The organism is Xanthomonas sp. CFBP 8445, assembly GCF_025666235.1.
Lineage (GTDB): Bacteria > Pseudomonadota > Gammaproteobacteria > Xanthomonadales > Xanthomonadaceae > Xanthomonas_A > Xanthomonas_A indica.
In genome coordinates this window covers 3,213,997-3,238,907 of the sequence record NZ_CP102594.1, presented here as the reverse complement: position 1 = coordinate 3,238,907, position 24,911 = coordinate 3,213,997, and the positions used below count along the sequence as shown (strand labels likewise).

At 71.3% G+C, this 24,911-nt stretch carries 20 protein-coding genes; 16 read left to right on the top strand and 4 right to left on the bottom strand.

What is annotated here, in order from left to right; all coding sequences use genetic code 11:
• Positions 1 to 38: 38 nt before the first annotated feature.
• Positions 39 to 1,715 carry a helicase HerA-like domain-containing protein gene (locus tag NUG21_RS13760; protein WP_263391158.1) on the bottom strand — a complete coding sequence of 559 codons (1,677 nt, stop codon included), beginning with the start codon at positions 1,713 to 1,715 and terminating at the stop codon, positions 39 to 41.
• A gap of 161 nt (positions 1,716 to 1,876) precedes the next feature.
• Here NUG21_RS13760 and NUG21_RS13755 point away from each other — a divergent pair, with 161 nt between their 5' ends.
• Positions 1,877 to 3,478: a transglycosylase SLT domain-containing protein gene (locus NUG21_RS13755; RefSeq protein WP_242081291.1), complete on the top strand. Its 1,602-nt coding sequence runs from the start codon at positions 1,877 to 1,879 to the stop codon at positions 3,476 to 3,478.
• 379 nt (positions 3,479 to 3,857) lie between these two features.
• Here the strand turns inward: NUG21_RS13755 and asd are convergent, their stop codons facing one another.
• Together asd and NUG21_RS13745 are read right to left on the bottom strand one after the other, a co-directional pair.
• The gene (gene asd / locus NUG21_RS13750; protein WP_263391157.1) at positions 3,858 to 4,703 is read right to left on the bottom strand and encodes an archaetidylserine decarboxylase; all 846 of its coding nucleotides are present in this window, start codon (positions 4,701 to 4,703) and stop codon (positions 3,858 to 3,860) included.
• Positions 4,700 to 5,350, bottom strand: a complete 651-nt coding sequence (locus tag NUG21_RS13745; RefSeq protein WP_010340523.1) for an SCO family protein — start codon at positions 5,348 to 5,350, stop codon at positions 4,700 to 4,702. The genes asd and NUG21_RS13745 overlap by 4 nt, the downstream gene beginning before the upstream one ends.
• 79 nt (positions 5,351 to 5,429) lie before the next feature.
• On the opposite strand from NUG21_RS13745, the gene prmB reads away from it, so the two are divergent.
• From prmB to NUG21_RS13710, 7 genes are all read left to right on the top strand, one after another.
• A complete protein-coding gene (gene prmB, locus NUG21_RS13740; protein WP_160960969.1) occupies positions 5,430 to 6,356 on the top strand; it encodes a 50S ribosomal protein L3 N(5)-glutamine methyltransferase in 927 nt (308 codons plus the stop codon).
• A 10-nt stretch (positions 6,357 to 6,366) separates the two neighbouring features.
• Positions 6,367 to 7,470 (top strand): chorismate synthase, encoded by a 1,104-nt coding sequence (aroC, locus tag NUG21_RS13735; protein ID WP_263391156.1) that lies wholly within the window; start codon positions 6,367 to 6,369, stop codon positions 7,468 to 7,470.
• Positions 7,463 to 8,500: a 2-hydroxyacid dehydrogenase gene (locus NUG21_RS13730; RefSeq protein WP_263391155.1), complete on the top strand. Its 1,038-nt coding sequence runs from the start codon at positions 7,463 to 7,465 to the stop codon at positions 8,498 to 8,500. Before aroC ends, NUG21_RS13730 begins: the two co-directional genes overlap by 8 nt.
• A gap of 102 nt (positions 8,501 to 8,602) precedes the next feature.
• Positions 8,603 to 9,628, top strand: coding sequence for an aspartate-semialdehyde dehydrogenase (locus tag NUG21_RS13725; protein WP_263391154.1), 1,026 nt, complete (start codon positions 8,603 to 8,605; stop codon positions 9,626 to 9,628).
• A 543-nt stretch (positions 9,629 to 10,171) separates the two neighbouring features.
• Positions 10,172 to 12,172 (top strand): motility hub landmark protein FimV, encoded by a 2,001-nt coding sequence (locus NUG21_RS13720; RefSeq protein ID WP_263393087.1) that lies wholly within the window; start codon positions 10,172 to 10,174, stop codon positions 12,170 to 12,172.
• A gap of 235 nt (positions 12,173 to 12,407) precedes the next feature.
• On the top strand, positions 12,408 to 13,181 hold the full coding sequence (gene truA, locus NUG21_RS13715) for a tRNA pseudouridine(38-40) synthase TruA (RefSeq protein WP_242081286.1): 774 nt from the start codon (positions 12,408 to 12,410) through the stop codon (positions 13,179 to 13,181).
• Positions 13,178 to 13,840, top strand: a complete 663-nt coding sequence (locus NUG21_RS13710; protein WP_019798168.1) for a phosphoribosylanthranilate isomerase — start codon at positions 13,178 to 13,180, stop codon at positions 13,838 to 13,840. The genes truA and NUG21_RS13710 overlap by 4 nt, the downstream gene beginning before the upstream one ends.
• Before the next feature lie 66 nt (positions 13,841 to 13,906).
• Here NUG21_RS13710 and NUG21_RS13705 read toward each other — a convergent pair whose 3' ends face one another.
• Entirely contained in the window at positions 13,907 to 14,800 is an 894-nt protein-coding gene (locus tag NUG21_RS13705) for a LysR family transcriptional regulator (protein WP_263391153.1), read from the bottom strand.
• 99 nt (positions 14,801 to 14,899) lie between these two features.
• On the opposite strand from NUG21_RS13705, the gene trpB reads away from it, so the two are divergent.
• The 8 genes from trpB (at position 14,900) to NUG21_RS13665 (ending at position 24,910) form a co-directional block, all read left to right on the top strand.
• Positions 14,900 to 16,117 (top strand): tryptophan synthase subunit beta, encoded by a 1,218-nt coding sequence (gene trpB, locus NUG21_RS13700; protein ID WP_263391152.1) that lies wholly within the window; start codon positions 14,900 to 14,902, stop codon positions 16,115 to 16,117.
• A gap of 146 nt (positions 16,118 to 16,263) precedes the next feature.
• Positions 16,264 to 17,067: a tryptophan synthase subunit alpha gene (gene trpA, locus NUG21_RS13695; protein WP_263391151.1), complete on the top strand. Its 804-nt coding sequence runs from the start codon at positions 16,264 to 16,266 to the stop codon at positions 17,065 to 17,067.
• 335 nt (positions 17,068 to 17,402) lie between these two features.
• Positions 17,403 to 18,293, top strand: coding sequence for an acetyl-CoA carboxylase, carboxyltransferase subunit beta (accD, locus tag NUG21_RS13690; RefSeq protein ID WP_019797754.1), 891 nt, complete (start codon positions 17,403 to 17,405; stop codon positions 18,291 to 18,293).
• Between the two features lie 124 nt (positions 18,294 to 18,417).
• Entirely contained in the window at positions 18,418 to 19,761 is a 1,344-nt protein-coding gene (glmM, locus tag NUG21_RS13685) for a phosphoglucosamine mutase (protein ID WP_263391150.1), read from the top strand.
• Between the two features lie 117 nt (positions 19,762 to 19,878).
• A complete protein-coding gene (locus NUG21_RS13680) occupies positions 19,879 to 20,817 on the top strand; it encodes an isopenicillin N synthase family dioxygenase (RefSeq protein WP_242081282.1) in 939 nt (312 codons plus the stop codon).
• Positions 20,818 to 21,039: 222 nt separating this feature from the next.
• Positions 21,040 to 21,675, top strand: a complete 636-nt coding sequence (locus tag NUG21_RS13675; RefSeq protein WP_263393086.1) for a methylamine utilization protein — start codon at positions 21,040 to 21,042, stop codon at positions 21,673 to 21,675.
• Positions 21,672 to 24,044 carry a putative bifunctional diguanylate cyclase/phosphodiesterase gene (locus NUG21_RS13670; RefSeq protein WP_263391149.1) on the top strand — a complete coding sequence of 791 codons (2,373 nt, stop codon included), beginning with the start codon at positions 21,672 to 21,674 and terminating at the stop codon, positions 24,042 to 24,044. The genes NUG21_RS13675 and NUG21_RS13670 overlap by 4 nt, the downstream gene beginning before the upstream one ends.
• Positions 24,041 to 24,910 (top strand): DUF3034 family protein, encoded by an 870-nt coding sequence (locus tag NUG21_RS13665; RefSeq protein ID WP_263391148.1) that lies wholly within the window; start codon positions 24,041 to 24,043, stop codon positions 24,908 to 24,910. The genes NUG21_RS13670 and NUG21_RS13665 overlap by 4 nt, the downstream gene beginning before the upstream one ends.
• Position 24,911 lies beyond the last annotated feature (1 nt).

Sequence of the window (24,911 nt, the reverse complement as noted above, 5' to 3'; positions counted from 1 at the left end):
TCTGTCCATGCTGGAGCGTCCTTTGGCATCGGCTGCGCTCAGCGCCTGCCACCGAAGATGCTGCCGAAGATGCCGCGCACGATCTGCTGGCCGATGCGGTTGCCGATGGTGCGCGAGGTCTGCTTGGCCATCGCCTCCAGCATGCCCTGGCGGCGCTTGGTGCCGAACACCGCGTCCTTGACCGCCTGGCCGAAGCCGCTGTCCTGCGCCTCGTCCTGTTCGCGGGTGCGTGCTGGCGGCGCGGCGCTGCGGTCGGCGCTCTGCTCGACGCGGCGCGCCAGCAGCTCCGCCGCCGATTCGCGGTTGACCGGCGTGTCGTAGCGCGCGCCGACCGGGCTGCCGGCGCGCACCTGCGCGCGCTCGGCCTCGGTGATCGCGCCCATGCGGCAGCGCGGCGGCGCGATCAGGGTCTGCTGCACCGGCGATGGCACGCCCTTGTCCTGCAACGTGGACACCAGCGCCTCGCCGGTACCGAGCTGGGAGATGGCCTTGGCCACGTCCAGCTTGGGATTAGCGACGAAGGTGTCGGCGGCGGTGCGCACCGCCTTCTGGTCGCGCGGCGTGTAGGCGCGCAGCGCGTGCTGCACGCGGTTGCCGAGCTGGCCGAGGATGCTGTCGGGCACGTCGTCGGGAAACTGCGAGCAGAAGTACACGCCAACCCCCTTGGAGCGGATCAGCCGCACCACCTGCTCGATGCGCTGCACCAGCGCCGGTGGCGCGTCGTCGAACAGCAGGTGCGCCTCGTCGACCACGAACACCAGCTTGGGCTTGTCCAGGTCGCCCACTTCCGGCAGTTGCTCGAACAGTTCCGACAGCAGCCACAGCAGGAAGGTCGAGTACAGCCGCGGCTTGAGCACCAGTTGCGCAGCGGCGAGGATGCCGATCACGCCGCGGCCGTCGTGGTCGACCCGCATCAGCTCGGCCAGGTCCAGCGCCGGCTCGCCGAAGAAACCTTCGCCGCCGTCCTGGGCCAGGCGCAGCAGCGCGCGCTGGATCGCCGCCACCGACTGCGCGCTGATCAGGCCGTATTCGGTGGAGATGTCCTTGCGCTCTTCCACCACCAGCGCCAGCAGCGCGCGCAGGTCGTCCAGGTCGAGCAGCAGCAAGCCGCGGTCGTCGGCCAGCTTGAACACGATGTCGAGCACGCCGGCCTGGGTGTCGTTGAGTTCCAGTACGCGCGCCAGCAGGGTCGGGCCCATCTCGCTGACGGTGGTGCGCACCGGATGACCGAGCTTGCCGTACAGATCCCAGAACACCACCGGGTCGGCGGCCGGGGCGTAGTCGGTCACGCCGATCTCCCTGGCGCGTTGCAGCACCTTCTCGTTGCCGTCGCCGGGCATCGCCAGGCCGGCCACGTCGCCCTTCACGTCGGCCAGGAACACCGGCACGCCGATCCGCGAGAAGCCTTCGGCCAGGGTCATCAGGGTCACGGTCTTGCCGGTGCCGGTGGCGCCGGCGACCAGGCCGTGGCGGTTGCCCAGGCGCGGTTGCAGCAGCACCGCGATGTCGTCGGTCACGCCTTTGCCTAGCAGGATCGGGTCCATATCGGGGTCCGCAATGAGGTGCCTGGATTCTAGAGCGTCTGCGGGATGGCCGAACGCGCACGGGTGCGCCAGGCGCGCCGCGACGCCATGCGGACACCGGCGCACCCCGCGAAATGAGTTCTTTGTGTGGTTTGGCCGTTCGATGCTGCGGCACGGGAGTGGCGACGGCATCGCGGGGCGCGGGCGCGGTGCGCGCGGTGCCCGTGTTGCAGCGCGGGACGCGCGCCGGCCATGAACGTCGGCCCGCCGCGGGTCGGGCCAGGGCCGCGGCGACCTTGCCGCGATGCGACGGCGGGGGCTACCCTGCGGCCTTTCCGTCGCCGCGTCCCACCATGCCCCTTCCGTTTCGCTTCACCCACGCGTGGCCCGTCGCGGCTGCCGTGGCGCTGACCTGCACCGCTCCTGCCGCCCATGCCCGCGTGTCCGCCCGCGACCAGGCCGCCATCGCCGTCCTCGATCAGCGCCTGGCCGCCGCCGAGAAGCGCTACAACGACGCCATGGTGCTGGTCGGCAACAGCGACCCCAAGGGCACCCAGGAAAGCGACGCCGCGCTGGAAGACATCGAGGACGTGATCCAGGCCTGCATCAAGCAGCGTGGCTGCGAGGTCGGCACCTACCTGGGCGCGTACAAGCGCCTGCTCAAGGCCAAGACCGACGCGCAGGGCCAGGCCAGCGATACCGATGCCGCCGACGACGAAGACGCGGCGCCGCTGCAGGCCGACCCCGACCACATCAGCCCGCTGGCCGCCGACGTGCCGGAAGCCGCGCGCGCGGCGCGCCTGCTCAACGACAAGCGCCACGCCTTCGATTCGATGGTGGAGTACAACCCGGCGGTGCAGGCCGGCATCCGCCGCTGGCTGACCGACATGCGCCCGGCGCTGATGAGCAGCTACGAGAACTACCAGAACCTGCGCGCGATCATGTGGCCGGAGTGGGAGAAGCGCGGCCTGCCGGAGGCGTTGCTGTTCGGCATCATCGCCAAGGAGTCCAACGGTCGCGTGCACGCCAACTCGCGGGTGGGCGCCGCCGGGCTGATGCAGTTCATGCCGGCCACCGGGCGCCGTTTCGGCCTGGGCCCGGACGGCACCGGCTTCGATACCCGCTACGACGCGCGCAGTGCCGCCGAGGCCAGCGCGGTCTACATCAACGAGCGCATGGCCGAGCTCAACCGCAGCGTCGAACTGGCCCTGGCCGGCTACAACGGCGGCGAAGGCCGTGCGGCGCGCGTGTTCAACCAGATGCCAGGCCGCAGCTTCTGGGACGCCTCGGTGTACAACCAGTTCCCGGCCGAGACCAAGGACTACGTGCCGATGGTGATCGCCGCGGCGTGGATCTTCCTGCACCCGCAGCAGTACGGCGTGGCCTTCCCCAAGATCAATGCGCAGCCGGCCACGCTGCGCCTGGCCAAGTCCACCACCATCTACGAACTGACCATCTGCCTGGGCAGCGACGGCACCCGCGACGGCTACATGCGCGCGCTGCGCAACCTCAACCCGCGCTACGAGCCGGACGGCTGGATCCCGGCCGGGGTGACCATCAACGCCACCACCAAGATCGTCGGCCTGTACAACCGCTACTGCGTCAGCGGCCCGCGCGCCGACCTGGCGCGCGCGCTGATCACCGCCGACGTCACTGCCGCGGTGCGCAGCGGCAGCCCGGCGCCGGCCGCCGACCTCACCGGCAACGTCGCCGTGGGCGACGTCAGCCCGGTCGCCGGCGTGCCGACCACGGTGGCCACCGGCCGTCCCGCGCCGGCCAAGCCCAAGCAGAAGCAGGTGCGCAGCTACCGCGTGGCCAAGGGCGACACGTTGGGGCGGATTTCCGACCGCCACGACTGCGACCTGAAGGAGCTGGCCAAGGCCAATGGCCTGCGTGCCCCGGGCTATGCGTTGAAGCCGGGCCAGTCGCTGAAGCTGGTGGGCTGCGAGAAGTAGGGATCCCTTCTGCCCGCGGAGAAGGTGGCGCGCAGCGCCGGATGAGGGTCGGGCCATGCGCAGTCTCGGGCGTGTAGCTTGCCGTCATCCATTGCAGGGAAAGGCGGCCCGTCCACCGTCCATGCGTCGGGACTGAAGTCCCTCCCACAGGGGGGCGCTGCACACGCGCTGCGAGACAAAAGCGCAATCCAATCCCTTCTCCCTCCGGGAGAAGGTGGCGCGCAGCGCCGGATGAGGGTACGGCGGCCGCAGTCTCAGGCGAGGCGTCGACAACACCATCCAGCACATGCCTTCGGTCTTTCACCGTCGAGGCGTCGGGACTGAAGTCCCTCCCACAAAAACACTCCCCGCAAGGGGCCGCGCCGCGGCCCCGCGCGCTTCAGCGCACCAGCCGCGCCAGTGCCTGCCCCAGTCGCACCGGCGATTCCGCCTTCAGCGCCGGATCGAACGCGGCCACGCCAGGCGGCAGCAGCACGATCACCGTGGAGCCGTAGTTGAAGCGCGCCATTTCCTCGAACCGCTGCAGGGTGATGCCCTTGCCGCGCCAATCCTTGCGGGTGATGCGGTCGGCGTAGCGCGGGATCTCCACGCCGCTCCACACGCTTTCCACGCCGGACACCAGCAGCGCGCCGACCATCACCGAGACCATCGGGCCGAAGTCGGTGTCGAAATGGCAGACCAGGCGCTCGTTGCGCGCGAACAGGCGCGGCACGCTGCGCACCGCGTCGGTGCCGACGCTGAACAGCCGCCCCGGCACGTGCACGGTTTCGCGCAAGGTGCCGGTCCAGGGCATATGCACGCGGTGGTAGTCGCGCGGCGACAGGTACACGGTGGCATACAGGCCGTTGGCGAACGGCGCCGCCGCGGCGTCGTCGCCGAGCAGTTCGGCGGCGGTGAACGACTGCCCCTTGGCCTGGAAGATGCGCCCGTCCTCGATCCGGCCGAGCTGGCTGATGCGGCCGTCGGCCGGCATCAGCAGCGCCTGCGGATCGGGATCGGCGACACGCGCACCCGGCTTCAGCGCACGGGTGAAGAAGGCATTGAAGGTCGGGTAGGCGCGCGCATCCGGTTGCGCGGCCTCGCTCAGGTCCACGCCGAAGCGGCGCACCACCGTGTCGATCAGCCACTGCTTCAGTCCGGGCCGCGACGAATAGGCCAGGCGCCGCGCCAGCGAGGACAGCAGCCGGTGCGGCAGCACGTAGGTCAGGCGGGTGGTCAGGCTCATGGGGCGGTGGCCTTGGTCAGGGCCTGCAGGTCGGCGGCGATCGCCGCGGCATCGAACGGCGGGCGGATCAGCCCGGCCTGGCGGCCCTGCGGGTCGAGCACCGCGATCGCGGCGGAGTGGTCCATGCTGTAGTCGTTCGGGTTCTCGGCGTAGTGCTTGCCCGGCACCTTCTGGAACACGAAGCCCAGCGCGGTGGCGAAGCGCTCCAGCTCGGGCACGTCGGCGGTGGCGGCGATGGTGTCCTTATGGAAGGCATGGGCGTACTCGCCCAGCCGCGGCAGGGTGTCGCGCTGCGGGTCGACCGAGACGAACAGCACGCGCGGGCGCAGCGTGTCCGGCAGCGTCTCCCATTGCTTCTGCGCGCGCGCCAGGTCGGCCAGGGTGGTCGGGCACACGTCCGGGCAGGCGGTGAAGCCCAGGAACACCAGGGTCCAGTGGCCCTTGAGTTCGCCCGGCACCAGCGGCGTGCCGTCGGTCTGGCGCAGGTGGAAGTCGGGCAGGGGCCGCGGCTGCGGATACATGCGCACCGTGCGGGTCTCCGGCCAGGCCGGGGCGGCGCTGCCGCCGAAGTACTTCTGGGCCAGCAGCAGCCCCAGGCCGGCGGCCAGGGCAACCACCAGGACGATGCCGAAGGTGCGGTTGAACATACTGATTTCCCATGCAACGAACGCTCATCATAGCGGCCGGGCCTCTATAATCGGGGGCCACATTGCCTTGCCTGTTGCCATGACTGCCGACGCGGCCGCCGAACTCCACACGATCATCGACCTGATCCGCTACGGCACCAGCCGTTTCAACGCCGCCGGGCTGAGCTTCGGCCACAGCTACGACAACGCCCTGGACGAGGCCACGCAACTGGTGCTGCACGCGCTGCACCTGCCGCACGACCTGGGCCCGGCCTACGGCAGCGCTCGGGTCACCACGCCGGAGAAGGCGCAGGTGCTGGCGCTGTTCGAGCGCCGCATCGCCGAGCGCATCCCCGCCGCCTACCTCACCGGCGAGGCCTGGTTCGCCGGGCTCAGCTTCAAGAGCGATGCGCGCGCCCTGGTGCCGCGTTCGCCGATCGCCGAACTGATCGAGGCCGGCTTCGAGCCGTGGCTGGCCGGCCGCCCGGTCGAGCGCGCGCTGGACCTGTGCACCGGCTCGGGCTGCATCGCCATCGCCATGGCCCACTACAACCCGAACTGGCAGGTGGACGCGGTCGACATCAGCGACGACGCGCTGAGCCTGGCCGCCGAGAACAAGGAGCGGCTGCTGGCCGACAACGTCGAACTGGTCAAGTCCGACCTGTTCGCCGGGCTGGGCGGGCGCCGCTACGAGCTGATCGTGACCAATCCGCCCTACGTCACCCACGCCGAGACCGACGCGCTGCCGCCGGAATACGCGCACGAGCCGGAACTGGGCCTGCGGGCGGGCGACGACGGGCTGGACCTGGCGCTGAAGATCCTGCGCGACGCCCCGGCGCACCTGAGCGAGGACGGGCTGCTGATCTGCGAGGTCGGCGAGTCCGAGCGCGCGCTGGCGCAGCTGCTGCCGGAAGTGGATTTCGCCTGGGTCGAGTTCAAGGTCGGGCAGATGGGCATCTTCGCGGTGGAGCGCAGCGAACTGCTGACGCACCACGCGCGCATCGCCGCGCTGGCCGCGGACCGGTGACGCCACGGCCATGAGCGCGAACAGTTTCGGCACGCTGCTGACCGTCACCACCTTCGGCGAATCGCACGGGCCGGCGATCGGCTGCGTGGTCGACGGTTGCCCGCCGGGGCTGGAGCTGGACGCCAGCGAATTCGCCCACGACCTGCAGCGCCGCGCCACCGGCAAGAGCCGGCACACCTCGGCGCGGCGCGAGGCCGACGCCATCGAGATCCTGTCCGGGGTCTACGAGGGCCGCACCACCGGCACCCCGATCGGCCTGCTGATCCGCAACACCGACCAGCGCAGCAAGGACTACACCGACATCGCCCGGCAGTTCCGCCCCGGCCATGCCGACTACAGCTACTGGCAGAAGTACGGCATCCGCGATCCGCGCGGCGGCGGGCGCTCGTCCGCGCGCGAGACCACCATGCGCGTGGCCGCCGGCGTCATCGCCAAGAAGTGGCTGGCGCAGCGCTACGGCGTGCGCGTGCGCGGCTACCTGTCCCAGCTCGGGCCGCTGCTGCCGCAGGGTTTCGCCTGGGACGCGGTGGAAGACAACGCGTTCTTCTGGCCGCATGCGCCGCAGGTGCCGGAGCTGGAGGCGTACATGGATGCGCTGCGCAAGTCCGGCGATTCGATCGGCGCGCGCGTGACCGTGGTCGCCGACGGCGTGCCCGCGGGCTGGGGCGAGCCGATCTACGGCAAGCTCGACGGCGAGTTGGCCGCGGCGATGATGAGCATCAATGCGGTCAAGGGCGTGGAGATCGGCGACGGCTTCGCCGCGGTGACCCAGAAGGGCACCGACCATCGCGACCTGATCGCGCCGGACGGGTTCCAGTCCAACCACGCCGGCGGCGTGCTCGGCGGCATCGCCACCGGCCAGCCGGTCGTCGTCTCGGTTGCGTTCAAGCCCACCTCCAGCCTGCGCCTGCCCGGCGCCACGGTGGACGTGGACGGGCAGGCGGTGGACGTGATCACCACCGGCCGCCACGATCCCTGCGTCGGCATCCGCGCCACCCCGATCGCCGAGGCGATGATGGCGCTGGTGCTGATGGACCAGGCGCTGCGCCACCGCGCGCAATGCGGCGACGTCGGCACGGTGACGCCGCGCATCCCCGGCGGTGGCGATGGCTGAGTCGCGGCCGCGGGTGTGGGTCAGCCAGCCGCTGTTCGACGATGTCGTCGCACGGCTGGGCGCGCATTGCGCGCTGACCACCACCGCGGACGTGACCAAGTATTCGCCGCAGGACCTGGCGCAGGCGCTGGCGCCGCTGGACGGCGCCCTGGTCACCCTCAACGAGCGCATCGGCGCCGCCGAGATCGCCGGGGCGCCACGGTTGCGCGCCATCGCCAACGTGGGCGTCGGCTACAACAATCTGGACCTGGACGCGCTCAGCGCGGCCGGCATCGTCGCCACCAACACCCCCGACGTGCTCACCGAGACCACCGCCGATCTCGGCTTCGCCCTGCTGATGGCCGCCGCGCGGCGCATCGGCGAGGCCGAACGCTGGCTGCGCGCGGGGCAGTGGCAGCAGTGGTCGTTCCAGACCATGCTGGGTGCCGATGTCCACGGCAGCACGCTGGGCATCCTCGGCATGGGCCGGATCGGTCAGGCCATCGCGCGCCGCGCCGCCGGCTTCTCGATGCGCGTGCTGTACCACAACCGCAGCCGCCTGCCGGCCGAGGTGGAGCGCGCGCATGGCGCCGAATACGTCGGCTTCGACGCACTGCTGGCACGCGCCGACCACCTGCTGCTGGTGCTGCCGTACAGCGCACAGTCGCACCACATCGTCGACGCGGCGGCGCTGGCCAAGATGCGGCCGACCGCGACGCTGGTGAACATCGCCCGCGGCGGCCTGGTCGATGAAGTCGCGCTGGCCGACGCACTGGCCAATGGGCGCCTGGCCGCGGCCGGGCTGGACGTGTTCGAAGGCGAGCCGGCGATCCGTCCGGAACTGCTGGCGCTGCGCAACGTGGTGCTGACCCCGCACATCGGCAGCGCCAGCGTGGCCACGCGCCGCGCGATGGTGGCGCTGGCGGTGGACAACCTGCTTGCCGCGCTGGGCATCGGTGCCGACGCCGGGCGTCCGCCCAATGCGCTGAACCTGGACGCGATCGCCGCGGCCGGCGGCGGCGCGCGGGCGATGGCGGACAAAAAACGATAGGGAGCCTGAGGCCCTGTGCGCGGCGCGCACGGCAGGTTCCCCGAATCCACGTGGCAGTGCGGCTGTTCCTCCCCTTTTTCTTCCTGCGGATCGAATCCTTCCATGAGCAATGCAACCCGTCGTTTCAACGTCGCCGTCGTCGGCGCCACCGGTGCCGTCGGCGAAACCATGCTGAGCATCCTCGCCGAGCGCGGTTTTCCCGTCGCCACGCTGTACCCGCTGGCCTCCGAGCGCTCGGCCGGCGGCCAGGTCGAGTTCAACGGCCAGAAGGTCACCGTGCTCGACCTGGCCACCTTCGACCCGGCCGGCGTGGACATCGCGCTGTTCTCTGCCGGCGGCGGCATCTCCAAGGAGTACGCGCCGAAGTTCGCCGCGGCCGGCGCGGTGGTGATCGACAACTCCTCGACCTTCCGCTACGACGACGACGTGCCGCTGGTGGTGTCGGAGGTCAATCCGCACGCCCTGAAGCACCGTCCGCGCGGCATCGTCGCCAACCCCAACTGCTCGACCATGCAGCTGATGCCGGTGCTGGCGCCGATCCACAAGGAATACGGCATCGAGCGCATCAACGTGGCCACCTACCAGTCGGTGTCCGGCGCCGGCCGCTCGGGCATGGAGGAACTGGGCAAGCAGACCGCGCAGCTGCTGGCGTTTCAGGACATCGAGCCGCAGAAGTTCCAGGCGCAGATCGCCTTCAACCTGATCCCGCACATCGACGACTTCCAGCCCAACGGCTACACCAAGGAAGAGATGAAGCTGGTGTGGGAGACGCAGAAGATCCTCGAGGACAGCAGCATCCTGGTGAACCCCACCGCGGTGCGCGTGCCGGTGTTCTTCGGCCACTCGGAGGCGGTCAACATCGAGACCAAGCGCAAGATCACCCCGGAGCAGGCGCGCGAACTGCTGCGCAACGCTGCCGGCGTGGAGGTGGTCGACGAGCACAAGGCCGGCGGCTATCCGACCCCGGTGACCCATGCCTCGGGCAAGGACCCGGTGTTCGTCGGCCGCATCCGCGAGGATTTCTCGCACCCGCGCGGCCTCAACCTGTGGGTGGTGGCCGACAACATCCGCAAGGGCGCCGCGCTCAATGCGGTGCAGTTGGCCGAGCTGGTGGCCCAGGAGGGCTGAGGGGCCGGGATTTGGCAGTCGGGATTGGGGATTCGTAAGAGCCGTGCAGCGCCGTTTCGGCGCTGCGAAGCGCGGTATCTCCAGGCAATCACGCAGCGGCCAGTGGCGCATGCCCTGGCCGTTGTCGTGTCCGGGGTCCGTATCGTGCTGCAAGAAGAGGATGCGATAACGCCTGCGGGCGCGATGATGACGGGCGCATCCGTAGGAGCGGCTTCAGCCGCGACGAAGCATTCCCGGGAACGCCATCGCGGCTGAAGCCGCTCCTACAGGACAAGGGGGCGTCGCAGTGTTCGTCTGTCCACGGATCCCGCAAGGGAAGAGAAGCCGCTCGCGCACCCGCGACCACACCCCCGCCGCTGCAGTGCCCTGCCCGCAACGAATCCCAAATCCCAAATCCCCAATCCCCGCTTCATATATATTGACGACATGACTCCAAGGGGCAGGGGCGGGATGCGCCTACAACCACGTTTGTTCCGTCGCCGCAGCGGCGATGCGGTGTCCACCGCGCCTGCGCTGCGCCATGTCTGTCGCGCGGCCGCTGCGCTGCTGTTGCTGGCCTGCAGCCAGGCGGCGCTGGCATTGGGCCTGGGCGATATCCGCGTGCTGTCCAAGCCGGGCGAGCCGTTCCTGGCCGAGATCCCGGTGATCTCCAACGAGCCGGGCGAACTGGAGCGGGCGCGGGTGGCGCTGGCTTCGCCGGCGACCTTCGCGCGGGTCGGGCTGGAACGCCCGCAGGGCCTGGTCAGCGATCTGCAGTTCCGCTTCACCCAGACCCGCAAGGGCCGCGCGGTGATCCAGGTCAGCAGCCGCATGCCGGTCGACGTGCCGTCGCTGAGCTTCCTGATCGAGGTCGATTGGGGCCAGGGGCGGCTGATCCGCGAGTATTCGGCACTGATCGACGCCCCCAACACCGCTGCGGCGATCGACGCGCCGGCGATCGATGCACCGGCCGCGGCGCAGCCGTCCGACCGCATCACCCGCGAGGCATCCACGGCCGCCCCAGCGCCGGCGGCCGCCGCGACGCCAGCGACGCCGAGTGCGAGGCCGGCCGCCACGCCGCGTCCGGTGCCGGCCCCCGCGGCCGCGCCAGGCGATGCGCTGGCGCCGGTGCGCGCCGGGCAGACCCTGTCGCAGATCGCCGGCCAGCTCGCGCGCGGCAACGGCCATTCGCTCGATCAGACCATGGTCGCGCTGCTGCGCGCCAACCCGGACGCCTTTATCCGCGGCAATCTCAACCTGCTCAAGCAGGGCGCTGTGCTGCGCACGCCGCGCGAGGAGGACCTGGCCAGCCTGGATGCCGCGGCGGCCGAGGCGGTGGTGCGCGAGCAGGCGGCGCAATGGCGCCAGGCGCGCGCGCCGGTGCCGCAGCCGGCACAGGCGCAGCAGGACGCGGCGACGGCGCAGGCCGCAGCCAAGCCGGCCGCCGCGGCGACGGCGGCCGCGTCCGGCGCGCGCCTGGAAATCGCGCCGGCGGTGCCGGCGACGCGCCGCGAGGCGGGAACCAAGTCCGGCACGGGTGCCGGCGACGAAGGAGACATGGTGGCGACCCAACAATTGCAGCAGGCGCGCGAAGACCTCGCGGCACGCGATGCCGAGGTTCAGGAACTGCGCTCGCGGGTGGAGCAGCTCGAAAAGCTCAAGGCCCAGCAGCAGCAACTGATCGCGCTGAAGGACAGCGACCTGGCCGCGGCGCAGAAGCGCCTGGCCCAGGCCGGGCAGGCGGCGCCGGCCGCCGCGGCCGCGCCGGCCAATACCGGCTGGCCGCTGTGGCTGTGGGGCGGGCTGAGCCTGCTGGTGCTGGGCCTTGGCGCCTGGTTGCTGTCGCGCCGGCGCAAGCCGTCGCCGCTGCCGCCGTTGCCGCGCGACGATGACGCGGCACTGGCGGCCAGCGCCGCGGTGCCGGTGGTCGCGCACCGCGATGTCGATGCACCGGAACTGCCGCCGCTGGAACCCCAGCCGTTGGTCGAGGAGGCTGCGGCCGCCCGCGACGAGGAGGCGCTGCCGGCGTGGGAGCGCGCCGACCACGTCGACCACGTTGCCGACGATCACGCCGACCACCACCCCACGCTCGACGACGACGCCTTCGAGCGCGTGCTGGCGCAGCAGTCGATGCGCGATGCGTCGGCCGATGCGCCGCTGTCCGCGGGCAACGACGACCTGCATTCCGTCGACCCGGCCGACACCCATCCGGAGGCCGCCCCGGCCGTCGAGTCCGCGGCCGAGAGGTCCTGGCGGCAACCGCCGTCGCTGTCCGCGTTGCCGAGCAGCGACCTTCCTGTCGACAGCGACGCCGGCGCCGGCCGGCAGGAGCCGACCTGGCACCAGCCTGTCGCACCGGAGCCTGCCGCACCGGCACCGGCACCGGCACCGGCCGAAGCGCCGTCGCCGTATCCGCCGGTGGGCCGCGAGCGGCTGGAACTGGCGGTGGCGTACATGGACCTGGGCGACAACGAGACCGCTCGTACCTTGCTGACCGAGGTCGCGGCCAGCGGCGACCCGGCCGCGCGCGCCGAGGCGCTGCAATTGTTGGGACGGCTGGACTGATGCGGGCAGGCGGCGCGCGGCGCGCTCGCCGCGGCCGTCCGGCCTGGAGCGGGACGGCGGCGCGGCACCCTGCCCGTCGGCGGTGGGCGAGCACGGGCGTGCGCGCGTGCACGCATCCCGTCTTGTCGGGGCACAGCCGCCACGGCTGCGTAGTGACAGGCGTACTGTGCTGTTCCAGGCGCGAGGCGGCCACGCAGCGGGCCGACGCCCGTGTCCGACTGCAGTGGAGGTCGCCATGCGTTACGCGCTAGGCGTGGAGTACGACGGCAGCGAGTTCCAGGGCTGGCAGCAGCTCGGCGAGAGCGGTGGCCCCAGCGTGCAGGCCACGCTGCAGGCGGCGCTGTCGTCGGTGGCCGACGCGCCGGTGGGCGTGGTCTGCGCCGGCCGCACCGATGCCGGCGTCCACGGCGAATGCCAGGTGGTGCATTTCGATTGCGATGCGCCGCGCCCGGCGCGCGGCTGGATGCTGGGCGCCACCGCGCGGCTGCCGCCCTCGGTGTGCGTGCGCTGGTGCGTACCGGTGGCCGACGACTTCCATGCGCGCTTCTCGGCGCGCGCGCGCCGCTACCGCTACCGCCTGCTCAACCGCCAGGTGCGCCCGGCGCTGTACCGGCAGACCCTGAGCTGGGAGCGGCGCCCGCTGCAGGCCGAGGCCATGCACGCGGCGGCGCAGGCACTGCTGGGCGAGCAGGACTTCAGCGCCTTCCGCAGCGTGCAGTGCCAGGCGCTGCACGCGCGCCGCGAGCTGCAGTCGATCACCGTGAGCCGCAGCGGCGACCTGGTCGAGATCCAGGTCCAGGCCAATGCATTCCTTCATCACATGGTGCGCAATATCGTTGGTTCCCTTGTCATGGTGGGAACGGGCGAAAAGCCGGTGTCCTGGATTGGCGAACTGCTCGCGGGACGCGACCGCCGCGTCGCCGGCCCGACGGCACCGCCGCAGGGCCTGGTGTTCGTCGGTCCCCTCTATCCCGCCCACTGGACGCTTCCGGACGAGGTCACGCTATGAATCGCACGTTGTATCGCACCCGCATCAAGTTCTGCGGCATGACCCGCGCCGGCGACATCCGCCTGGCAGGCGAGTTGGGCGTGGACGCGATCGGGTTCGTGTTCGCCCATGGCAGCCCGCGGCGAGTGGCGCCGGCCGAGGCGCGGGCGATGCGCCAGGCCGCCGCGCCCATGGTCGACGTGGTGGCGCTGTTCCGCGACAACCCCAAGGACGAGGTGCGCGAGGTCCTGCGCACCGTGCGTCCGACCCTGCTGCAGTTCCACGGCGACGAGGACGACGGCTTTTGCCGCAGCTTCAACCTGCCGTACCTGAAGGCGGTGCCGATGGGCGGCGGCGAGGTCAACGCGCGCACCCTGCAACTGCAGTACCCCAACGCCGCCGGCTTCCTGTTCGATAGCCACGCCCCGGGCGAAAGCGGCGGCTCGGGCAAGACCTTCGACTGGTCGCGGCTGCCCACCGGCCTGCACCGGCCGTTCCTGCTCGCCGGCGGCATCAATGGCGACAACGTGTTCGACGCGATCATCGCCACGCTGCCGTGGGGCGTGGACGTGTCCAGCGGCATCGAGAGCCAGCCCGGCATCAAGGACGGCCACAAGATGCGCAAGTTCGTCGAGGAAGTGCGCCGCGCCGACTGCCACGAGTTGAATACGAACTGCTGAGCGCGGCAGCGCGTCGCGGCGGAAGGGCAGGCAGCCGGTCGCGGCGTCGCCTGCGGTCCGTCGAGCTCAGCGCTGCAGCTCCTGCGTTAGCCACTGGGCCAGTGCGTCGACCCGCGGGTCCTGCACCTCGCGGCGCGTGCACAGCGCCCACTGCCCGCCGGTGGCGACGAAGCCCCACGGCGCCAGCAGGCGGCCATTGGCCAGGTCGTCGGCGACCAGCGGCTGTGGCGCGATCGCCACGCCGATTCCGGCCAGCGCCGCCTCCAGCAGGTAGTACAGGTGTTCGAAGCCGGTGCCGTAGCGCAACTGCGCCGGTGCCAGTCCCTGTGCCTCGGCCCAGGCCGGCCACGCCTGCGGGCGCGACACCGTATGCAGCAGCGGCAGGTCCTGCAGCGCCGCCGGCGCGGCCGCGGCCAGTGCCGGCGCCTGCGGCAGGGCAGGGCTGAGCACCGGGCCGATCCGCTCCGGCGCCAGCACGCGGACCTGCCAGTCCGCCGGCCACGGCGCCTGGCCCAGCAGCAGGGCGGCATCCAGGCCGTCCAAGTCGGCGGCGAAGTCGCCCTCGTGCGCGGACAGGTGCAGGGTCAGCGCCGGCAGGTCGTGCTGCAGCGCCTGCAGCCGCGGGATCATCCAGCGGGCCAGGATGCTGCCGGGGCAGCCCAGCACCAGTGCGGCCGGGCGCGCGGGACGGCGCAGCTCCGCCACCGCTTCGTGCAACTGCGCGAAGGCGATGCCGGCGGCCTCGCACAGGCGCGTGCCGGCGGCGGTCGGGCGGATGCCGCGGCCGTCGCGCTGCAGCAGCGGCAGCCCCAGTTCCTGTTCCAGCAGCCGCACCTGGCGGCTGACCGCGCCGTGGGTGACGTGCAGTTCCGCCGCCGCGGCGCCGACGCTGCGCAGCCGCGCGGCGGCCTCGAACGCGCGCAGGGCGTTGAGCGAGGGCAGGCGGCGCGGGCTTGTCATGTGAGTTTTCCTGACGATTTGCGTCAGACTTTATCGGTTTTTGTGCGCCGACGTGTGCGCTAAAGTGCAGGCCTGTCCTGTTGCCCTCCGGTTTGCGCCATGTCCTCTGTCCCCGTCAGCGACTTCCATGCCTATCCCGACGCCGCCGGCCATTTCGGCCGCTACGGCGGCCGTTTCGTCGCCGAGACCCTGATCGGCCCGCTGCAGGAACTGGCCGCCGCCTACGACGCCGCGCGCCAGGATCCGGCCTTCATCGCCGCCTACGACAAGGACCTGACCCACTACGTCGGCCGGCCCAGCCCGATCTACCACGCCGAGCGGCTCAGCCGCGAAGTCGGCGGCGCGCAGATCCTGCTCAAGCGCGAGGACCTGAACCACACCGGCGCGCACAAGATCAACAACACCATCGGCCAGGCGCTGCTGGCCAGCCGCATGGGCAAGACCCGCATCATCGCCGAGACCGGCGCGGGCCAGCACGGCGTGGCCAGCGCCACCGTGGCCGCGCGGCTGGGCCTGGAGTGCGTGGTGTACATGGGCGCCACCGACATCGAGCGGCAGAAGATCAACGTCTACCGGATGAAGCTGCTCGGCGCCACGGTGGTGCCGGTGCACTCCGGCTCGGCCACGCTCAAGGACGCGCTCAACGAGGCGATGCGCGACTGGGTGACCAACGTGCAGGACACCTTCTACATCATCGGCACCGTCGCCGGCCCCGATCCGTATCCGCGCATGGTGCGCGACTTCAACGCCATCGTCGGCCGCGAGGCGCGCGCGCAGATGCTGGCCGACTACGGTCGCCTGCCAGATGCGATCAGCGCCTGCGTCGGCGGCGGCAGCAACGCCATCGGCCTGTTCCATGCCTTCCTCAACGACGCCTCGGTGAAGATCTACGGCGCCGAGGCCGCCGGCGACGGCATCGGCAGCGGCCGCCACGCCGCCTCGATCGCGGCCGGCCGTCCCGGCGTGCTGCACGGCAACCGCACCTATGTGATCTGCGACGACGACGGGCAGATCATCGAAACCCATTCGGTGTCCGCCGGCCTGGACTACCCGGGCGTGGGGCCGGAGCACGCGTTCCTGGCCGACAGCGGCCGCGCCGTCTACCAGGGCATCACCGACGACGAGGCGCTGGCCGCGTTCCACCTGTTGGCGCATACCGAGGGCATCCTCGCCGCGCTGGAGTCCAGCCACGCCGTGGCGCAGTCGATCAAGCTGGCGCGCGAACTGCACAAGGACGCGCTGGTGCTGTGCAACCTGTCCGGCCGCGGCGACAAGGACGTGCACACCATCGCCGCGCGCGAGGGGCTGACGCTGTAACGGCTTTTTCCTTCTCCTTCGGGAGAAGGTGGCGCGAAGCGCCGGATGCGGGTACGGGCGCAGCTCCGTAAACCAAATGCCGCACCGCTTCGCCTCTTACTTTCACCCAACCCTCTCCCGGCGGGAGAGTGGTGTATAGGTCCCACATGAACCGCCTCGCCGACACCTTTGCCCGACTCGATTCCCAACGCCGCAAGGCCCTGATTCCCTTCCTCACCGCTGGCGATCCGTCGCTGGAGGCGACCGTGCCGGCGATGCATGCGCTGGTCGAGGCCGGCGCCGACGTGATCGAACTGGGCGTGCCGTTCTCCGATCCGATGGCCGATGGCCCGACCATCCAGCGCAGTTCCGAGCGCGCGCTGGCGCGTGGCGCCGGCCTGCGTTACGTGCTGGAGACGGTCAGTGCGTTCCGTCGCGACGACGCCAACACCCCGGTGGTGCTGATGGGCTACCTCAACCCGGTGGAGATCCACGGCACGGCGCGCTTCGCCGAAGAAGCGGTGGCGGCCGGCGTGGATGGCGTGCTGCTGGTCGACCTGCCGCCGGAGGAATCGGCCGAGACCCTGGCGATCTTCGCCGACGCCGGCCTAGACCTGATCGTGCTGGCTTCGCCGACCACCAGCGATGCGCGCATCGCCCTGTTGTGCGATGCGGCGCGCGGCTACCTGTACTACGTCAGCTTCGCCGGCGTGACCGGTGCCGACCGGCTGGATACCCGCGCCGCCGGCGATCGCCTGCGCCAGCTGCGCGCGCGCTGCCCGGTGCCGGTGGTGGCCGGTTTCGGCATCAAGGATGCCGCCAGCGCCAAGGCCATGGCTGTCGATGCCGACGGCGTGGTGGTCGGCAGCGCGCTGGTCGCGGCGCTGGCCGAGGCCGCCAGCGCGCAGGCCGCGCGCGAGGCGGCCCTGGCGTTCCTGGTGCCGCTGCGGCAGGCGCTGGACGCCGGCTGAGCCACGCCTGGTTCTAGCCGAACGCCCGCCATGCGCGGGCGTTCGCGTTTGCGGCGATGCCGCATTCGCGGCGCGCGGGTGCGTGCGGCCCACGCCTCGCCGGTCGATGGCGCGCGCAGGCCGTTGGGATGGAACATGGTTGGCTGCCCGGGAGGGCGGAGGCGGCGCCGCAGGTCTCGCAATGGGCGAGCCCCGACAGCTGCCCTGGCAGCGGCCGCGCCGGTGCCGGCCGGCCTGGCCGCTCCATGCGCCACCGTCTGCAGGCCAGCGGGGGACCGAGTTAGACTGTCGCCCCTCTGCGGCTCTCGCGGCCGCCCAATGGATCGTCACATCGCATGAGTTGGCTCAGCAAATTGATGCCTTCGGGCATTCGCACCGACAGCACGCCCAGCAAGAAGCGCAGCGTCCCCGAAGGCTTGTGGGAGAAGTGCCCCAACTGCAGCGCCGTGCTGTACCGGCCGGAGCTGGAAGAGAACCTGGAGGTGTGCCCGAAGTGCGGCCACCACATGGCGATCCGCGCGCGCGCACGCCTGGCCGCGCTGTTCGACGCCGACACCGCGCCGACCGAGATCGGCGCACGTCTGGGCCCGACCGACGCGCTGAAGTTCAAGGACCAGAAGAAATACGGGGAGCGCATCAAGGCTTCGCAGAAGAGCACCGGCGAATACGACGCGCTGGTGGCGATGCAGGGCCTGCTCAAGGGCCAGCCGCTGGTCGCGGCCTCGTTCGATTTCGCCTTCATGGGCGGCTCGATGGGCTCGGTGGTCGGTGAGCGTTTCGCCCTGGCCGCCGAGACCGCGCTGAAGATCGGCGCGCCGTTCGTGTGCTTCTCCGCCAGCGGCGGCGCGCGCATGCAGGAAGGCCTGTTCTCGCTGATGCAGATGGCCAAGACCTCGGCCGCGCTCGGCCGCCTGCGCGAGGCCGGCCTGCCGTACGTATCGGTGCTGACCCATCCCACCACCGGCGGCGTCTCGGCCAGCTTCGCCATGCTCGGCGACATCAACATCGCCGAGCCGTACGCGTTGATCGGCTTCGCCGGCCCGCGCGTGATCGAGCAGACCGTGCGCGAGACCCTGCCGGAAGGCTTCCAGCGTTCGGAGTTCCTGCTCGAGCACGGCGCCATCGACCAGATCTGCGACCGCCGCGAACTGCGCGACCGCCTGTCCGAGCTGTTGGCGATGATGATGCGCCAGCCGGCCCCGGCGAAGAGCGAGGCGCTGGCGTGACCAGCGCCGAGATTCGGGATTCGGGATTCGGGAGTCGTGGCGCCGCGCGTGCCCGGTTCGCCGAGCTTGCTTGGATGCCGTGCGTTGAACGAATCCCGAATCCCGAATCCCGAATCCCGTTCCGATGAGCCAACGCAAATACTTCGGCACCGACGGCATCCGTGGCCGGGTCGGGCAGGGGGCGATTTCCGCCGATTTCGTGATGCGCCTGGGCAACGCGCTGGGCCGCGTGCTGGTCGCCGGCGGCACCGCGCGGCCCACCGTGGTGATCGGCAAGGACACGCGCATCTCCGGCTACATGTTCGAGTCGGCGCTGGAGGCCGGGCTGGTCGCGGCCGGCGCCAACGTGCAGTTGCTCGGGCCGATGCCGACCCCGGCGGTGGCGTTCCTGACCCGCACCCTCGGTGCCGACGCCGGCATCGTCATCAGCGCCTCGCACAACCCGCACTACGACAACGGCATCAAGTTCTTTTCCGCCCACGGCGAGAAGCTCGACGACGCCACCGAGCAGGCGATCGAGGCCGCGCTGGACGCGCCGTTCGCCACGGTCGAATCCGAGCGCCTGGGCAAGGCGATGCGCGCGCGCGAGGCGATCGGCCGCTACATCGAGTTCTGCAAGGCCAGCGTGCCGCGCGGCTTCGACCTGCGCGGACTGAAGCTGGTGCTGGACTGCGCGCACGGCGCGACCTACCACATCGCACCACTGCTGTTCCGCGAGCTGGGCGCGGAGGTGATCGCGATCGGTGCGGCGCCGGACGGGCTCAACATCAATGCCGGCGTCGGCTCGATGCACATCGACAACCTCGCCGCCAACGTGCGCGAGCATGGCGCGCACCTGGGCATCGCCTTCGACGGCGACGGCGACCGCGTGCTGATGGCCGACGACCAGGGCAACCCGGTCGACGGCGACGGCCTGCTGTACGTGCTGGCCTGCGGTTGGCAGGCCAGCGGCCGCCTGCACGGGCCGGTGGTCGGCACGCTGATGACCAACTATGGCCTGGAGCGGGCGCTGGCCGCGCTGCAGGTGCCGTTCCTGCGCGCCAAGGTCGGCGACCGCTACGTGCACCAAGCGCTGGTCGAACACGGCGGCGTGCTCGGCGGCGAGGCCTCCGGGCACATGCTGTGCCTGGATCGCGCCACCACCGGCGACGCCATCGTCAGTGCGTTGCAGGTGCTGGAAGTGCTCAAGCGCTCGCGGCAGACCCTGCGCCAGGCGCTGGCCGGGCTGCAGACGGTGCCGCAGCAGACGGTCAACGTGCGCCTGCAACCGGGCGTGCGCCCGCTCGAGGCCGACACCGTCAAGGCGGCGCTAGCCGCGGCGCAGGCGGCGGTGCAGGGGCGCGGGCGCGCCTTCCTGCGCGCCTCCGGCACCGAGCCGGTGGTGCGGGTCACGGTCGAGGCCGACGATGCCGCGCTGATGCGGCAGACCCTGGACGCGCTGGCCGAGGCGGTCCGTGACGCGGCGTGAGTCGATCGCCATTGCCCTCTTCGTGATCGTCGCCAAGGCGATCACGTTCTACCTGCTGTACCGCCTGCTGCGCTGAGCGCGGCGTTTGTTCCCTCTTACGAGACGATGGTTCCTGCCATGACTGCGCGCATTCCCACCCTCGACATCACCCGTTTCGACACCGACCGCGAGGCGTTCGTCGCCGAGCTGGGCGCGGCCTACCGCGAGTGGGGCTTCGCCGGCATCCGCAACCACGGCATCGCCCAGGCGCAGATCGACGCCGCCTACGACGTGTTCAAGGCGTTCTTCGCCCTGCCCGAGGAGACCAAGCGCAAGTACCACCTGCCGGGCAGCGGCGGCGCGCGCGGCTATACCGCCTTCGGCGTGGAGACCGCCAAGGACTCCAAGCACTTCGACCTGAAGGAGTTCTGGCACATCGGTCGCGAGATCGCCGACGACTCCCCGTACCGCGCCGTGATGCCGCCGAACCTGTGGCCGAGCGAAGTGCCCGGCTTCCGCGCCCACGGCTACGGCCTGTATCAGGCGCTGGACCAGCTCGGCGCGCGCGTGCTGTCGGCGCTGGCCCTGCACATCGGCCTGCCCGAGCACTACTTCGTCGACAAGACCGATTCGGGCAACTCGATCCTGCGCCCCATCCACTACCCGCCGATCACCGCCGACGACATCCCCAACGTGCGCGCCGGTGCCCACGAGGACATCAACCTGATCACCTTGCTGGTCGGCGCCAGCGCCGCCGGCCTGGAAGTGAAGTCCAAGCAGGGCGAGTGGGTGCCGTTCACCTCCGACGCCGACACCATCGTGGTCAACATCGGCGACATGCTGCAGCGCCTGACCAACCACGTGTATCCCTCGACCACCCACCGCGTGGTCAACCCGCCGGGCGAGCAGGCGCGCCAGCCGCGCTACTCGGTACCGTTCTTCCTGCATCCGAACCCGGATTTCGTGATCGACGTACTGCCGTCCTGCGTCAGCGCCGACAACCCCAGCCGCTATCCCGAGCCGATCACCGCGCAGGGCTATCTGGAAGAGCGCTTGCGCGAGATCAAGCTGAAGTAAGCCGCGCCCGCAACGCTGCGTGCCGCCGCCGGGACGCCCGGCGGCAGGGTCGGCCTCAAGCCGGGTCCGTTCACGGCCGATATCGCTTGCAGGTCGCCCTCGACGCGCCGTCCGGGAGGTCCGGGCGCTGCCAGCCGGGCCCGTAGCGAGGGTGCGATGACAAGGCGGACGGAATCGTTCTGGCGGCAGGGCCGCCGCCGCTGGCTTGCAGTGGTGCTGGCCATGGCGGCGCTGCCGGCCGCGGCCACGCCGGTCACGGTGCTGGTGGCCGACGCCGACGGTCCGCTGGCCGATGCCGTGGTCAGCCTGCAGGCGACCGCGCCGGCGCGCCCGGCCGCGCCGGCCTCGGCGACGGCGACGATGGACCAGGTCAACTCGCAGTTCGTGCCTGCGGTGCTGGCGGTGCAGACCGGCAGTTGGGTGCGCTTTCCCAACAGCGACCAGATCCGCCACCAGGTCTATTCCTTCTCGCCGGCCAAGCGCTTCGAACTGCCGCTGTACCAGGGCAGTACCGCCAAGCCGGTGCGCTTCGAGCAGGCGGGTCTGGTCACGGTGGGCTGCAACATCCACGACTGGATGGTCGGCTACGTGGTGGTGCTGGACACCCCGTACTTCGCGGTGACCGGCGCCGACGCGCAGGTGCGGCTGGAGGTGCCGCCCGGCGCCTACGAACTGCGGGTCTGGCATCCGCGCCTGAGCGGCGCCGGCTACGCGCAGCCGCTGCAGGTGGCGCGCGCGCCGCTGCGCCAGGCGGTGCAGTTGGCCACGCACGGACCGGCGCCGGTTGTCCCGGAAGATCCGCGCATTCGCGCGCTGCAGGACAAGTTTCGCCGCAGCCAGACGGCGCCGACGCGATGAAGCCGTGGCGGTTGCACACCCGCATCGCCGCGCTGCTGGTGCTGGTGGTGCTGGCGGCCCAGGCGCTGACGTTCCTGGCCGTGCACGTGGCGACCCAGCGCAGCGTCGCCGCGCAACTGGACGACGAACTACGCACGGGCGAGCGCGTGTGGCAGCGCATCGACCAACGCCGCGACGAGCAGCTGCTGCAGGCCGCCTCGGTGCTCGCCGACGATTTCGGCTTCCGCGCCGCGGTGACCAGCGGCGACGTGCCGACCATGCAATCGGCGCTGCGCAACCACGCCGCGCGCGTGCGCGCGCCCAGCGCCCTGCTGCTGTCGGCCGATGGCCAGTTCCTGGCAGGGCTGTCGGCGCTGCCGCAGGCGCAGCAACTGCGGGCGGTGCAGCCGCTGCTGCGGCAGGCGCAGCGCAACGGCAGCGCGGTCGGCATCGTGCTGCTGGACCGGCGCCTGATGCGCCTGGCGCTGGTGCAGGTGCTGGCGCCGCAACGGGTCGGCTGGGTCGCGATCGGCGGGGAATCCGGCGACGAGCTCGGCCAGGACTTCATCGGGACCACCGGGCTGGACGCGACCTTCTTCACCACCCAGGGCGCGCCGCAGGTGCTGGCCTCGACCCTGGATCCGCTGCGCGCCGCGCAGTTCCAGCAGCAATTGCGGCGCACGCCGCTGGCGCCGGCGGCCGCGCAGCCGCTGCAGCTGGGGCAGGCGCGCTACCTGTTGCGGGTGCGGCCGGCGTCCGACGACGGCCGGGTCATGGTCGCGCTGCAGGCCTCGCTGGACCGCGCCGACGCGCCGTACCGCCTGCTGAAGCTGCGCATCCTGATCCTGGCCGGCGTGGCCACGCTGGCCGCGCTGGTGGTGGCGATCTTCCTGGCGCGCGGGGTCAGCCGTCCGGTCGCGCAACTGGTCGCGGCGACGCGGCGCATCCAGCACGGCGACTACCAGGCGCTGCTGCCGCTGCACGCCGGCGCCGAACTCACCGAACTGGCCAGCAGCTTCGGCGCCATGCAGCGCCGCATCGCCCGCCGCGAGCAGGACATCCTGCATCAGGCACGGCACGATGCGCTGACCGGGCTGCCCAATCGCACGGCGCTGCTGCAGCATCTGCAGGCCGTGGTCGAGGCCTGCCAGGCCGATGCCAGCACCGCCGCGGTGCTGGTGCTGGACCTGGAGCGCTTCAAGGAACTCAACGACAGCTTCGGCCACGATTTCGCCGATCAGGTGCTGGTCCATACCGGGCGCCGGCTGGAACAGGCGGTGCGCGCGCCGGACCGGGTCGGACGGCTCGGCAGCGACGAGTTCATGGTGGTGCTGGCGCACACCGATGCCGCCGCGGTGGAGGCCTATGCCGCCGAACTGCTGGCGCAACTGCGGCACCCGTTGAGCCTGCCGCAGGCGCGGATCCTGGCTGACGCCAGCATCGGCATCGCGCTGATTCCCGCGCATGGCGCCGATGCCGACACCCTGCTGCGCCGCGCCGATATCGCCCGCCAGCAGGCGCGGCAACACGGCGGCGGCGCATCCGTGTACCGCGACGGTCAGGACGAGCAGCACCTGCGCCGCCTGCGCCTGACCGGCGACCTGCGCCAGGCGATCGCGCGCGGCGAGATGTCGCTGCGCTTCCAGCCGAAGATCTGCCTGGCGCGCGGCGCGGTCGAACACGTGGAGGTGTTGCTGCGTTGGCAGCATCCGCTGCTCGGCCCGATCGGGCCGGACGAGTTCATTGCGCTGGCCGAGCACTCCGGCGCGATCCAGCAGCTCACCCAGTTCGTGCTCGACGAGGCGATGCGCCTGCAGGCGCAGTGGCGCGGCCAGGGCCTGGATCTGGGCCTGGCGGTGAACCTGTCGGCATTGGACCTCAACGATCCGGGCCTGCCGGCGTTCGTCAGCGGCTGCCTGGCGCGGCACGGCCTGGCCGCGCCGCGGCTGACCCTGGAACTGACCGAAAGCGCGCTGATGCGCGACGTCGAGCACGCCCTGCACATGCTGCAGCAGCTGCGCCGCTGCGGCGTGCGCCTGTCCATCGACGACTTCGGCACCGGCTATTCGTCGCTGGCGCAGCTCAAGCGCATGCCGGTGCACGAACTGAAGATCGACAAGAGCTTCGTGTTGCAATTGGCTGCGGGCAGCGACGACGCGGTGATCGTGCGCAGTACCATCGACCTGGGCCACCACATGGGCTTGCAGGTGGTCGCCGAGGGCGTCGAGCACGCCGCCGCGGAGGCCTTGCTGCGCAGCTACGGCTGCGACATGGCGCAGGGCTATCTGTACGCGCCGCCGCTGGATGCGCCGGCGCTGCTGGCCTGGTGTGCGCGGCGCGCGGAGGACGGTGCGACCACGCCGGCCCCGATCGAGGAGACGTCCCGATGACCCGACCCCGATCTCCACGACGCGCGCTGTTGGCGGTCGCGGCCTTGCTGCCGGGGCTGGCGTGGGCCGGGCAGGGGCGGCTGCTGGCCACCGGCGGCGCCTCCAGCGTGGAAGGCAGCGGCGGTGGCGGCGTCGTGCCGTGGGCAGCCTTGTCCGGCTACGGCACGCGCGATCAGGACGGCGCGGTGCTGTTCGCCACGCACGTGGACAGCGGCGATTACCGGCTGGACGTGCAGGGGGCGGCGCTGACCCTGGGCAACCGCCTGGAGCTGTCGCTGGCGCGGCAGCGCCTGGACCTGGGCACGTTGCAGCGGCGCCTGGCGCTGCCCTGGCATGCGCTCGGCCAGGACGTGGTCGGCGCCAAGCTGCGGCTGGGCGGCGACCTGGTCTACGGCGCCGCGCCGCAGGTGGCGCTGGGGGTGCAGTACAAGCGGCTGCGCGACGGCAGCTTGCCGTTGGCGGTCGGCGCGCGTGCCGACCATGGCACCGACGTCTATCTCAGCGCCGCCAAGCTGTGGCTGGACGCGGCCGGCGGCTACCAGTTGCTGGTCAACGGCACCCTGCGCGCCACCCGCGCCAACCAGGCCGGACTGCTCGGGTTCGGCGGCGATCGCGGCAATGCCTACCGGCTGGTGGCCGAGGCCAGCGTCGCGGTGGTGCTCGACCCATCGTGGGTGCTGGGCCTGGAATACCGGCAGAAACCGGACAACCTCGGGTTCGCCCGCGAGGACGCCTGGGCGGATGCGTTCGTGGCATGGTTCCCGAACAAGCGCGTGTCCGTGGTCGGCGCCTGGGCCGACCTCGGGGACGTGGCCACCCTGCGCGACCAGCGTGGGCCCTATCTCTCCCTGCAGGTGGCGTTCTGAC